This is a genomic window from Allobosea sp. 2RAB26, assembly GCF_052115465.1.
Taxonomy (GTDB): Bacteria; Pseudomonadota; Alphaproteobacteria; order Rhizobiales; family Beijerinckiaceae; genus Allobosea.
This window is the reverse complement of sequence record NZ_JBFRGS010000009.1, coordinates 37505-50210: the sequence shown is the minus strand read 5'-3', so window position 1 is coordinate 50210 and position 12706 is coordinate 37505. Positions and strand designations below refer to the sequence as shown.

The window sequence follows — 12706 nt, the reverse complement described above, 5'->3', positions numbered from 1 at the left end:
AGGAGGAAGACATGCTTGAATTCCTCGTAGGCCGGCTGCTGCGCATGGGCATCACGCTTTGGGTGATCGCCTCGGTCGTCTTCCTCGCCACGCGCCTGACGGGCAACCCGATCGACTTCCTGATGCCGGAAGGGCTGGATGCCGCCTCGCGCCGCGAGATGATTGCCTATTGGGGGCTCGATCGTTCCGTCGCCGAGCAGTACTGGCTGTTCTGGCGCTCGCTTCTTTCAGGCGATTTCGGCCTGGGACTGATGGAGCGCCGGCCGGTCGCGACGATCTTCACCGAACGGCTCTGGCAGAGCGCCTCGCTCCTGGTCGCGACCCTGGCGCTTACGATCTGCATCGGCGTGCCGGCCGGTATCCTGGCTGCCGTCTGGCGCGGCCAGGGGCGCGGCAGCGCCGTGCTCTTCACGGCCCTTTTCGGCTACGCCATCCCGAATTTCGTGCTCGCCATCCTGCTGCTGCTGGTCTTCTCCTACACGCTGCACTGGCTGCCCAGCGCCGGCTCGGCCACACTCGCGCATTACGTCATGCCGACGGTCGCGCTCTCGGCCTATTTCGTCGCGGCGCTGGTCCGCTACACTCGCAACGCCATGCTCGACGTCCTCTCGCAGGACTATATGCGCACGGCCCGGGCCAAGGGGCTCGCCGAGAGCAGCATCATTCTCCATCACGGCCTGCGCAACGCGTTGATCCCGGTCATCACGGTGCTCGGCCTGCAAATCACCACGCTCGTCTCGGGAGCGGTGGTGGTCGAGACCGTCTTCGCCTGGAACGGCGTCGGCGACCTGCTGGTCGGAGCGACGCTGCGCCGCGACTATCCCGTCCTGCAATTCGGCGTCCTCGTCGTCGCCTCCGCCGTCATCGTCGTCAACCTACTGGTCGATCTCGCCTATGCGCTGGTCGATCCGCGCGTGCGCCTGGCTGGAGCCTGAGCGGTCATGACCGATACCCTCGACGCCAAAATTGCAGGTGCCAAGATCGTGCTTGCCCCGCAGCACAAGCCGCGCCGGCGCTTCGCGCGTCCGGCCGGCATGAACGCCCTGGTCGTCGCGGCCGCGCTTCTGGCGCTCGTGCTCGTCCTCCTGGCGGTGCTCGCGCCCGTGCTTGCGCCCTTCGACCCCGACCAGCAGAAACTGCTGGCGCGGCTGCGGCCCCCGCTCGGTTTCGAGCGCGCCAATCCGGCGCATTGGCTCGGCACCGATCAACTCGGCCGCGATCTGCTCTCGCGCTGTCTGTACGGCCTCAGGCTGACGCTGGCGCTCGCGCTGTTTGGAACGCTGATCGGGCTCGTCATCGGCGTCGCGCTCGGGCTCGTCGCCGGGCAACTCGGAGGCCGGGTCGATGCGCTGGTCATGGGGCTCGTCGACATCAAGCTGTCACTGCCCTTCACGCTCGTCGCGCTCCTCGTGGTTGCGCTGGCGGGAACCGATGTCGCGGTGCTGATCGGCGTGCTGGGCATCGCCTATTGGGCCCATTTCACCAGGCTTGTGCGCGCCCAGGTCCTCGGCCTGCGGGAACTGCCCTTCATCGAGGCGGCCCGAGCCGCCGGAGCGACTCGCTGGCACATCGCGACCGTCCACATGATCCCCAATATCGTCTCGCCGGTCGTGGTGATGGCGAGCCTGAACTTCTCGAACCTGATCCTGCTGGAATCCGCCCTCTCCTTCCTCGGGCTCGGCGTCCAGCCCCCCACTGCCACGCTCGGCTCCATGGTCGGCCAGGGGCGCGACTACATGGCCTCCGCACCCTGGATCGTGGTGGTGCCGGCTGCGGCGATCGTGCTCGTGAGCCTCGCCGCCATGCTGCTCGGCGATTTCCTGCGCGACCATTTCGACGTGCGCCTGCGCGAACGCTGACGCGCCGCCTCCACCTTGCCTGCCGAACCACCTTCGCTCCAACCGAAAGGGCTGAACTGATGCTCAAGACCTTGCTGAAGACCGCGCTCGCCGCCGCGCTCGCGACAACCGCCCTGACCGGGCTTGCTCGCGCCCAGGAGCTCAAGGTCGGCGTGCAGAACATGGCGCCCTGGCTCGATCCCGGCCGCGATTTCTCCAATGTCGGCTCGCAGTTCTATTTCAACGCCTTCGACCCGCTGATCGGCAAGGACGCCACCCGCGCCGAGAGCGTCTGGCAGCCGGGCATCGCCACGAGCTGGAAGCAGGTTTCTCCGACCGAGATCGAACTCAAGATCCGCCAGGGCGTGACCTTCCACAACGGCGCTCCGATGACGGTCGAGGATGTGGTCTTCTCCTTCGACCGCATCATCAACGCGAGTTTTGCGCCCTATAGCGTGCGCAAGCGCGACACGCTGCCCAACATGGCCAAGGTCGAGGCGGTCGATGCCGAGACCGTGCGGATCACCGCGACGAAGCCCGAACCGCTGTTCGAGACCCTGCTCAATGTGCAGCAGGGCATGATCGTACCTAAGAAATACATCATGGCCCTGACGGGCGATCCGAACGTCGCCGAGCCGGCCGATTTCGAGGCCTTCGCGCTGAAGCCCGTCGGCACCGGCCCCTACAAGATCACCGAATTCGTGCCGAACCAGCGCCTCGTCTATGAGCGCTTCGACGGCTTCTGGGGCGAGAAGGCGCCGTTCCAGAAGGTCACGGTGCAACGCATCCCGGAACTCTCGGGCCGGTTGACGGCCTTGAAGAATGCCGAGGTCGACCTGATCACCAATGTCCCGCCGGACCAGCTCGAGCCGATCGCCTCGGACGCGAAGCTCAAGGTCGAGGGCATGCAGACGCCGCTCTTTCACGTCGTCATCTTCAATACGCAGAACCCGAAGATGGCCCATCCGAAGCTGCGCCAGGCGCTCTCCTACGCCATCGACCGCAAGACGCTGAACGAGGCGCTCTGGTTCGGCAAGGCGAAGGTGCCGACGAGCCATAGCTTCCAGCAGTTCGGCCAGCTCTACATGCCCGAGCTCGCCACCTTCGAGTACGATCCGGCCAAGGCCAAGGCCCTGCTCAAGGAAGCCGGCTATGACGGCACCCCGATCCGCTACGACGTTCAGGCCGCCTACTACACCAATGGCCTGCTCGCCGCGCAGGCGATCCAGGAGATGTGGGCCGCCATCGGCGTCAAGACCCAGCTCAACGTCACCGAGCAATGGACCGGCTCCGATCCGACCATGATGGCGCGCGCCTGGTCGAACCCGATGTATTTCCCGGATCCCGCGGGCGCCTTCGGCATCATGTGGGCTCCGACCGGCAATTCCGCCTCGGAAGGTCGCTTCAAGGCTGACGACGCCTATATCGCGCTGTGGGAGCGCTTCCGCTTCTCGACCGACCTCGGCGAGCGCAAGAAGGCCTATGCCGATCTGATGCAGGCGATCAAGAACGACCCGCCGGTGCTGCCACTCTATCAGCCCTACGAGTCATACGGCATGAAGCGCTCGCTCGCCTGGCGGCCCCTGCCCGGGCACATCCCCTATGTCCTCGACTTCCGTGCCGGCCGCGTGACGCTCGCCGCCCGCTGAACCAACCGGGAGGGGTCGGCCCGGGCCGGCCCCTCCGTTTTCGCCCTCGTCCTTCGCATCGTGAGCCCAGCCATGGCCAAGCCTCTTCGCCCCGCCTCCCTTCGCCTCGCAATCGTCGCCGATATCCATCACGGTGAGAACAGCTTCACCAAGATGGGCAGCCAGGCCCTGCCGCTCATGGCCGAGTTCCGCCGCTTCGTTGAGGACGCGAAGCCCGATGCCGTCATCGATCTCGGCGACCGCATCTCGGACCGCGACCATGCGACCGACCTGCGACTGGAGCAGGAGGTGGCGGATGCATTTTCTGCCATCGCCGCGCCGCGCTTCCATCTCTGCGGCAATCATGACCGCGATCACCTGAGCGTCGCCGAGAACGAGGCCATCCTGCGCCAGCCGCTCGGCCATCGGACCATCGATCTGGGCGATTGGCGCCTCGTGCTCTGGGCGGCGGATTCACGGATCCACCGCCCGGGCGGCTTCATCCTGACCGAGGCCGACCTGCTCTGGCTCGCCGCGACGGTCAACGCCGCCGATCGCCCGCTCGCGATCATGAGCCATGTCCCGCTTTCCGGCCACGCCCAGACCGGCAACTACTATTTCGAGCGCAATCCCGAATTCTCGACCTATCCCGGTGCCGAGCGCGCACGCGCCGTGCTGCGTCAGGCCCGGGCTCCGGTCGTCTGCCTCGCCGGGCATGTCCACTGGAACACGCTGACGATCGTCGACGGAATCCCGCATCTGACGCTGCAATCGCTGACCGAAAGCTTCACCACCATGCCGCAGCCAGCGGGCGCCTGGGGGCTGCTGGAGCTCAGCGCGACGATCGCCTGGACGGTCCATGGCAATGACCCCTTCGTCGCGAAACTCGACGCCGCCGACACGCTTCGGCGCTGGATGACGCCGTTGCAGCCCTTTTCGGAGCATCCGGAACTGCGCCGCCGCCATCATTCGCTGGCTGCGGAGTGACGAGCGATACGATCGTGCCGACAGGCGACAGGCCAGACTGACTGCGCCTGTGCTAGAGAGCGGCATGGGGGCGGCCATGGCACAGATTGCGAATGATACGCGCTTTTGGAACCGGGCCGCGCGGAAATACGCCGCCGGTCCGATCGCGGACATGGCAGGCTACGAGCGCACGCTGGAGCGCACGCGGCATTATCTTGGGGGCAGCGATACGGTCCTCGAATTCGGCTGCGGCACGGGCACCACGGCGCTGAGGCTCGCGCCTCATGTCGGGCGCATCGTGGCGACGGATATCTCCGGCGAGATGATCTCGATCGCCCGGGGCAAGGCCGAGGCCGCAGCTTGCGGCAATGTCGCGTTCGAGGTCGCGACGCCGGCTGCGATCTCGGAGCCTGACGCGACATTCGACGTCGCGCTGGGGTTCAATGTGCTGCATCTGATCACGGCGCGGGAGGCGGCCCTGGCCGGCGTCCATCGGCTGCTGAAGCCGGGCGGGATCTTCATCTCCAAGACGCCATGCCTGTCTGAGATGAACCTGCTCCTGCGCCTCGTCGTGCCCCTGATGCAGCGCCTCGGCAAGGCGCCCTCAGTCAGCTTTCTCAGCACGGACGAGCTCGAACGCGAGATCGCGGCCGCGGGGTTCGAGATGATCGGGCGCGAGCACCACGCCTCGCGCGGCCGGGATGCCCGGCCGTTCCTCGTGGCACGGAAGCGCTGACGCCCCGCGGAACGAAGGCCGGTCGGAACCCGGCCGCTTTCACATCTGCGGAGTTTGAGCGCCTGCCCCAGCGCGACCATCCGCAGCGGCCGACGAGCATGAGCTTCAGGTGCAGATTATAGCCGGGTCCCCCTCCCGGCCGAGCGCATCCGCGCCGCTTCAAACCTGTCGACCGCAGCCTCGCTTGCCTGGATTCGGTCGTTGGATTCTCCGGGCGTCCCGGCAGCGCGCAGGACACCGTGCCGACAACAAAACTTCTGCGCCATCCGATAATCGGAGAGGATCTCTGTCGATATCGCCGTGCATTTGAAGACCTTTTCCGGATAGCGCACGCTAATTTGGCGCCATCCCAATGTTCTCGAAGGCAAAGGCGTTGCTTCCATGAGTCTGTTCGCTTTGATCCGCTGGCCGGTCTTGGCCATGTCGGCAGCGTTGATCTTTGCAGGTCCTCAGAAATCAGCCGCAGCCGAAACGCTGACCATCGCGCAAGGAAACGACATCCTTTCGCTCGACCCGGCCAATCACGGCAATAACAGCACCGAGTCGGCGCTGGTGAACATCTACGATTACCTCGTCAACAAGGATTTCAGCCAGGGACAACTGCGCTTCACCCCGCGTCTCGCCATCTCCTGGAGCAGCGATGACAATATCCATTGGACGGTGAAGCTGCGCGACGACGTCTACTGGCACAACGGCGACAAATTCACCGCGCAGGACGTCAAGTTCACAATCGAGCGGTCGCAGCAGGACAAGAAGCTGATCAGTTCCGGCAAGTTCCGCCGGATCAAAGCGGTCGAAGCCCCCGACGACACGACCCTGCGGATCGAAACCGACGGGCCCGATACGCTGCTGCTGCACGCCTTCGTCGGCAACGGCGCCGGCATCCTGCCCAAGGCGGCGTTCGAGAAGGCGGGCAAGGACGAGTTCTTCAAGCAGCCGGTCGGCACCGGGCCCTATGTCTTCAAGCAATGGGTCAAATCCGACCGCGTCGTCCTGGCGAAGAACCCGCGCTGGTGGGGCGGCACGCCGAAATGGGATGGCGTCCTCATCCGCTCGATTCCGGAAACCACGACGCGCGTGGCCGAGCTCCTGACCGGCGGCGTCGATATCGCCGTGAACGTTCCGCCGGAAGACATCGCGCGCCTGAATGACAACAAGGGCACGCGCGCCATCACCTTCGACATCGCGCGCAACCTCGCTTTGCATGTCCGCACCGGCAAGGACCGCGTCACGGGCGATCCGCGCGTCCGCGAGGCGATCGACCTCGCCATCGACCGCAATGCCATCGTGCAGCAGGTGCTGGAAGGGCATGGCGGGGCGACGCGCGGCTTCTTCCCGCCGGCGATCCCGGGCTTCGCCCCGGAGCTGAGCCGCGACATCCGCTTCGATCCGGAACGCGCGAAGGCGCTGCTGCGCGAGGCGGGCTACAGCGACCGCAAGCGTCCCGCCATCAAGATCAGCACGCCGAGCGGCCGCTATGTGAAGGATCGCGAGATCGTCGAGGCGGTCGCCGGCTATCTCGAGGATGCCGGCTTCCGCGCGCAGGTCGAGGTGCTCGACTGGACCGTCTACAATAACAAGGTCGTCGGCGACGGTTTTGGCGAGCTCTATCTCTGGGGCATGGGCTCCTACACCGACGCCTCGACCCTCTTCGTCGACAATTTCAAGCGTCACTACGACTGGTCGGACGAGAGTTTCGAGAAGCTCGCCGCCTCCGTTCGCCAGGCGAAGAGCGAGGCCGACCGCATCGCCATCTCGCAGCAGGGCCAGCAAATCGTCGCCGAACAGCGCGTCCGCATCGGCCTGCTCTTCCCGCAATCGATCTACGGCGTCAGCGATCGCATCATCTATACCGGGCGCTTCGACGAAATGATCGCGGCCGAGGACGTCTCGCGCCCATGAGCGGACGCTCTCCCCTCAAGGCGCTGCTGCAATTCGTGCCGGTGCTCTACATCGTCTCGCTGATCGTCTTCGTGCTGGTCTATCTGACAGGCGATCCTTCGGCGCTGCTGATCCCGGAGGATGCAAGCGAAGACGATCGCCTCACGCTGGTCGCGGCGTGGGGGCTCGATCGGCCCTGGTATGTCCAATATCTCCGCTACATGGGCAATATCCTGACCGGGGATTTCGGCGTCTCCTATCGCTACGGCACCGATGCCCTGCCGGTCGTGCTCGAACGCATTCCGGCAACCCTGACGCTGACGGCGGGCGGCCTCGTCGTCGCGATCCTCATCGCCCTGCCGACCGGCATCTTCGCTGCGCTCAAGCGCAACAGCATGCCGGATTTCGCGATCTCCGCCGTGACGATCCTCGGCAAGGCGATGCCGAATTTCTGGGTCGGCATCATGCTGATCCTCGTCTTCGGCGTCTGGCTCCGGCTGGTTCCGGTCTCCGGCAGCGGCAGCTTCGCGCATCTGATCCTGCCGGCGCTGACGCTGGGCACCGGCTTTGCCGCCGAGCTGACCAAACTGATCCGGTCCAGCCTGCTGGAGGTCATGGGCCAGGACTATATCCGGACCGCCCGGGCCAAGGGCGTGCCGGAGATCCTCATCATCCTCCGCCATGGCCTGCGCAATGCGCTGATCCCGGCCCTGACCATGACCTCCCTCCATGCCATCGCGCTGCTTGGCGGGGCTCTGGTCACGGAGACGGTGTTCTCCTGGCCGGGTCTCGGCCAGCTCGTCGTGCAGGCGGTCTACACCAAGGACATGGCGGTCATCCAGATCGCCGTGTTCGTCATCACCATCATGGCTCTGACGATCAACCTGACGACGGACGCCCTCTACCGGCTGATCGATCCCCGCCTGCGGCATTGATCGACCCGAGATGAAAACGATGCAGATATCCCTCCCGCTTCCCCGTATCCCGCGCCTGCCGCGCGTGCTGCGCTCGCTTCTGTCGAACAAGGCGGGCCTCGCCGGCCTTGCCATCGTCGCCGCGATCGCCGTCACCGCGCTGCTCGCCGACCATCTCGCGCCGCTCGACCCGCTGCGGCGGAACCTTTCGCTGAAGCTGCTCCCGCCGGCCTGGCTCGAGGGCGGCAATCCGCGACATCTGCTGGGTACCGACAGCCAGGGGCGGGACCTGCTCAGCCGCATCATCTTCGGGGCGCGCACCTCGCTGACGGTCGGCCTTGCCGCCGTCGCCCTCTCCAGCCTGATCGGCCTTTCGCTCGGCCTGCTCGCGGGCATGGCGGGCGGCAGGGTCGATGCGCTGGTCATGCGCGTGATCGACGCGATGCTGGCGATCCCGACGATGCTGTTCATGCTTGTCGTCGCCCTCGTCGCGGGAACGGGGCTGGTGCCACTTGTCGTCGTCATCGCCGCGACCAATTGGGTCGGCTGCGCGCGGATCGTCAGGGCCGATGTGCTCAGCGTGAAGGAAATGGACTATGTCGCGGCGGCGCGGTCGATCGGCGCGCGCCCGCTCGGCCTGATCCTGCGGCACATCCTGCCCAATATCCTGTCCTCCTTCGTGGTCGTCTCGACCATGAATGTCGGCACCGTTATCCTGGCGGAATCCTCCCTCAGCTTCCTCGGCTTCGGCATCCAGCCGCCCGAGATCTCCTGGGGGCAGATGCTGAGCGAGGGACGCCAGTACCTGGCGACCAGCTGGTGGGTTGCGACCTTCCCCGGCATCGCGATCACGCTGACCGTGCTCGGAGTCATACTGCTCGGCGACTGGCTGCGCGACCATCTCGATCCGCGCCTCGATTGAGCGCGGCCCCCTCCGTTCACTTGCCTGAGAACTCCATGACCATCGTCGACCAGAACGCACGCAAGCCCCGCAGGCTCCATCTCGGCCTGTTCCACCAGCCGATCGGCCGGCATCCGGCGGCGTGGCGGCAAGACACCGCGCAGGGCCATCCCGAGGATATCGACTGGGCGATCCGGATCGCCCGCAAGGCCGAGGAAGGACTGTTCGACATGTTCTTCGTGGCGGACAACCTGGCTGGCCCGGAGCCCGGCGCGCAGGGCAAGGCCGGTGGGCTCGAGCCCCTGACCCTTCTCTCGGCGCTGGCGGTTGCGACCTCGAAGATCGGCCTCGTCGGCACGATCTCGACCAGCTTCGCTGAGCCTTACAACGTGGCGCGGCAGCTCGCATCGCTCGACCATATCAGCCATGGCCGCGCCGGCTGGAACGTCGTCACCACCCAATCGGACCGGGCGGCCGAGAATTTCAGCCTCACTGCCCTGCCCGATCACGCCGCCCGCTATGAGCGCGCAGGGGAGTTCGTGCAGGTCGTACGCGGCCTCTGGGACAGCTGGGCCAATGATGCCCTCATCATGGACCGGAAATCCGGCACGTTCCTCGATACGCAGCGGGTGCGCCTGCTTGCGCATCAGGGCCCGCATTTTTCGGTCCGCGGGCCGCTCAACATCTCGCGGCCGCCACAGGGCCACCCCGTCATCATCCAGGCCGGCTCCTCGCGCGACGGCATCGGGCTCGCGGCCGCCGAGGCGGATCTCGCCTTCACGGCGCAGGACACGATCGCCGACTCCCACGTCTATCGCGAGGCGCTGAGCGAGGCAGCGAAAGCCGCCGGACGCAAGGCACCCAGCCTCCCGATCCTACCCGGAATCATGCCGATCGTCGGGCGGACCGATGCCGAGGCGCGCGAGAAATTCGCGGCGATGCAGGAGCATACCGACATCGCCGCCGGCATCCGGCAGCTGTCGGGGCGCTGGGGTTATGACCTGTCCGGCCATCCGCTCGACGGGCCCGTGCCGGAGCCGGGCGAACGCATCCATGGCGAGAGCCGGGTGCGCCTGCTCCTGAACAAGGCGCGCGCCGAGAATTACACGCTGCGCGAACTCGCAGCGCTCGCCATCGCCTCCCATGGCCATCGCATCATCATCGGCTCGCCCCAGACGATCGCCGACGACCTGCAATCATGGTTCGAGCAGGGCGCTGCAGACGGCTTCAACCTGATCCCGGCTTCGATGCCCGACGGGCTCGACGATTTCGTCGATCTCGTCATCCCCGTGCTTCAGGAGCGAGGGCTGTACCGCCGACATTACGAGGAAACCAGCCTGCGCGAGCGCTTTGGCCTCGACCTCCCCCGGCTCGCCGCATTCACGAACTGAGCTGCTGGCGCCGAGGCGCGCTGATCGCGAGGCGGATAAATTCCTTCCGTCTCGCCCGCCGATTGGGGAACTATAGATTTCCAAATCACCCTCAGTATAGCCAAATATACTTATTGCACCGACAGTATTGATTGCGCAACCGGTTCGGATACGAATGCCATGGGCGCTTATTCCCGCTCAACGACAAATTCCGGAACCGTGCCATGACTGACTTGATCGTGCGATCGTCTCCCTTTGGTGGGATAGCAGAGGTTTTGATCGAAGGGCTTGTTGCCGAGTACGACGGCCGATACGGGGCCAACAGCAGGCCAGGCGGCGCGCGCACCGAGATCCTGCGCTACCCCCCAGAGGCCTTCGCCCCGCCTTTGGGAGATTTCCTGCTCCTGCGGCGCGGCGACGAGACCATCGCGGGCGGCGCCTTCATGAGCCATGACGACGAGACAGCCGAGCTCAAGCGCATCTGGACGCGGGACGATCTGCGGCGGCAGGGGCTGGCACGGCAGATCGTGCTCGCGCTCGAAGAGGCGGCGGCCGAGCTCGGCTACACCCGGGCCTATCTCACCACCGGGTTCCGGCAGCCGGAAGCGACGGGCCTGTATCTGTCGCTCGGCTATCGGCCGCTCTTCGACACGACAGTCGACCCGACGCTCTATCGCTCCCTGCCCTTTGAAAAACATATCGGGGCGAAGGCCGGCACCGCCGGCAGCACAGCGATCTATCCCCCGGCCGCATCGCTCGACGAAGCGACGGCCCGCGTCGCCATCGTCAAGGCCGAGCAGGAGGCGAAGATTGCGGCCAGGCTGGCGGCCCATCGCGCGGCGACGGCACAGGTAGCAGCGGCTTGAGCGGCGCAGACGCAGTCTCGCCGGCAGCATGACGCTGCACGCCGCAGCGCCTGCCAATCAGGGGCAAACGGCTGCCGAACATAGGCGACCGGCCATCGCGCCGGTCTTCGGTGGCATGCGCCACCTCTCCTGGGAGTGAGAGCATCATGGGAACGCAGAACGACCACTTTGCAGCGCTGGTCGGCAACACGCCGCTGCTGGAGCTGCGCCGCTTTGCGGAAAGGCTGGAGATCGCCTCCCGCGTCTTCGCGAAGATCGAGTATCTGAACCCGGCCGGCAGCATCAAGGACCGCACGGCCTGGGGCATCATTCGCGAGGCCGAGGAGAAGGGGGCGCTGAAGCCCGGCCAGCTCATCGTCGATCTCACCAGCGGCAATACCGGCATCGGCCTCGCCGCCTTGGCAGCGGCCCGCGGCTACCGCTCGAAATTCTACCTGCGGAACACGATCAGCGAAGACAAGATCAGGCTGCTTCACCAATATGGCGCCGAAACCGTCCTGATCGACAACAGCGTATTCCTGGAAACCGGCGCCATCCACGCGATCATCGACCGCGTCCGCCGCGAGAATCCCGATGCGTATTACACCAACCAGCGGGGAAACCCGGCAAACCCTCGCGTTCACTACGAAACGACCGGGCCGGAGATCTGGCGCGAGACCAAGGGCGAGGTCGACATCTTCGTAGCCGCGGTCGGTACCGGCGGCACGATCTCCGGTACCGGCCGCTTCCTGAAGGCGCAGAAGCCCGGCGTGAAGGTCGTCGTCGTCGAGCCCGGCGCGGCCTCGATCCCCTCGGCCGAGACGCCCTACCCCGACAGCATCGAGGGCGTCCATAAGGTGACCGATGTCGAGGTCGCGTACCTGCCCGAGAATTTTGACGCTGCCGTCGTCGACGAGGTCATCGTGACCGACACGGCGCAGGCCCGCGAGTTCGCCCGGGCGCTGGCACAGGAGGAAGGCATCCTGGCGGGCACGTCGTCGGGAGCGGTGCTGTTTGCCGCCGCCACACTCGGCCGGCGCCCCGAAAACGCGGGCAAGACGATCGTCGCCATCGTTGCCGATAGCGGCGAACGCTATCTCAGCCCGCCCAAGCTCGGCCCAACCGTCGCGCAGACGGAAACGGCGAGCCCGCCCTCGCTCCCGGTCGCCGCTGCAGCCTACTAGGATTCGGGGCGGCGGGATTTGAGGAACCTGATTTTCGTCACCACAGCCCCGAACAGGAACAAATCATCGCCTTTCCGCAATCAAAACGCACAGTTTGTTTCATTGATACAAATAATCATCTGAGCAATAATCTTGAACGTGAAGAGTAATCCTAACGTCTTCACCGCGGGATTTGCTGGAGTAGCTTGCGCCGCGTCAACAACGCTAAAAGCACCACGATCGCTCGTGGGCTCCTCTCTTGCTTTGGAGACGCGAATGCCCTTCCCGCTTGAACTGACAACGATCGGCCGGCAGCCCCCTTGCCGTCGAAGGCTATGATTTCGGAATTTTAGGCGGGCGCTCGTCGCTGCCGCGGACAGAACCGCGACAGCGGTCTCCCGATGCATCGGCCCTTGAAGCGGGACGCGGTCTTGCCGCTGCCCGAACGACCTCCCCCTGGATTT

At 65.7% G+C, this 12706-nt stretch carries 11 protein-coding genes; all 11 read left to right on the top strand.

The genetic code is table 11. From position 1 onward, the window contains the following. Positions 1-11: 11 nt before the first annotated feature. The 11 genes from AB4118_RS18480 (at position 12) to AB4118_RS18430 (ending at position 12263) form a co-directional block, all read left to right on the top strand. Positions 12-935, top strand: a complete 924-nt coding sequence (locus tag AB4118_RS18480) for an ABC transporter permease (protein ID WP_441491118.1) — start codon at positions 12-14, stop codon at positions 933-935. 6 nt (positions 936-941) lie between these two features. Further along, positions 942-1859: an ABC transporter permease gene (locus AB4118_RS18475; RefSeq protein ID WP_441491117.1), complete on the top strand. Its 918-nt coding sequence runs from the start codon at positions 942-944 to the stop codon at positions 1857-1859. A 59-nt stretch (positions 1860-1918) separates the two neighbouring features. After that, complete coding sequence (locus AB4118_RS18470; protein WP_441491116.1) at positions 1919-3487, top strand: ABC transporter substrate-binding protein; 1569 nt, start codon at positions 1919-1921, stop codon at positions 3485-3487. 72 nt (positions 3488-3559) lie between these two features. Further along, positions 3560-4453 (top strand): metallophosphoesterase family protein, encoded by an 894-nt coding sequence (locus AB4118_RS18465; protein ID WP_441491115.1) that lies wholly within the window; start codon positions 3560-3562, stop codon positions 4451-4453. 76 nt (positions 4454-4529) lie between these two features. Beyond that, a complete protein-coding gene (locus AB4118_RS18460; protein WP_441491114.1) occupies positions 4530-5168 on the top strand; it encodes a class I SAM-dependent methyltransferase in 639 nt (212 codons plus the stop codon). A 381-nt stretch (positions 5169-5549) separates the two neighbouring features. After that, positions 5550-7070, top strand: coding sequence for an ABC transporter substrate-binding protein (locus AB4118_RS18455; RefSeq protein WP_441491113.1), 1521 nt, complete (start codon positions 5550-5552; stop codon positions 7068-7070). Beyond that, positions 7067-7984, top strand: a complete 918-nt coding sequence (locus AB4118_RS18450; RefSeq protein WP_441491112.1) for an ABC transporter permease — start codon at positions 7067-7069, stop codon at positions 7982-7984. The genes AB4118_RS18455 and AB4118_RS18450 overlap by 4 nt, the downstream gene beginning before the upstream one ends. Positions 7985-8003: 19 nt before the next feature. Then, positions 8004-8885 carry an ABC transporter permease gene (locus AB4118_RS18445; RefSeq protein WP_441491111.1) on the top strand — a complete coding sequence of 294 codons (882 nt, stop codon included), beginning with the start codon at positions 8004-8006 and terminating at the stop codon, positions 8883-8885. 35 nt (positions 8886-8920) lie between these two features. After that, a complete protein-coding gene (locus AB4118_RS18440; RefSeq protein ID WP_441491110.1) occupies positions 8921-10255 on the top strand; it encodes an LLM class flavin-dependent oxidoreductase in 1335 nt (444 codons plus the stop codon). A gap of 203 nt (positions 10256-10458) precedes the next feature. After that, positions 10459-11100, top strand: a complete 642-nt coding sequence (locus tag AB4118_RS18435) for a GNAT family N-acetyltransferase (RefSeq protein WP_441491109.1) — start codon at positions 10459-10461, stop codon at positions 11098-11100. Positions 11101-11246: 146 nt separating this feature from the next. Beyond that, positions 11247-12263, top strand: a complete 1017-nt coding sequence (locus AB4118_RS18430; RefSeq protein WP_441491108.1) for a PLP-dependent cysteine synthase family protein — start codon at positions 11247-11249, stop codon at positions 12261-12263. The last annotated feature ends 443 nt before the right edge of the window (positions 12264-12706 follow it).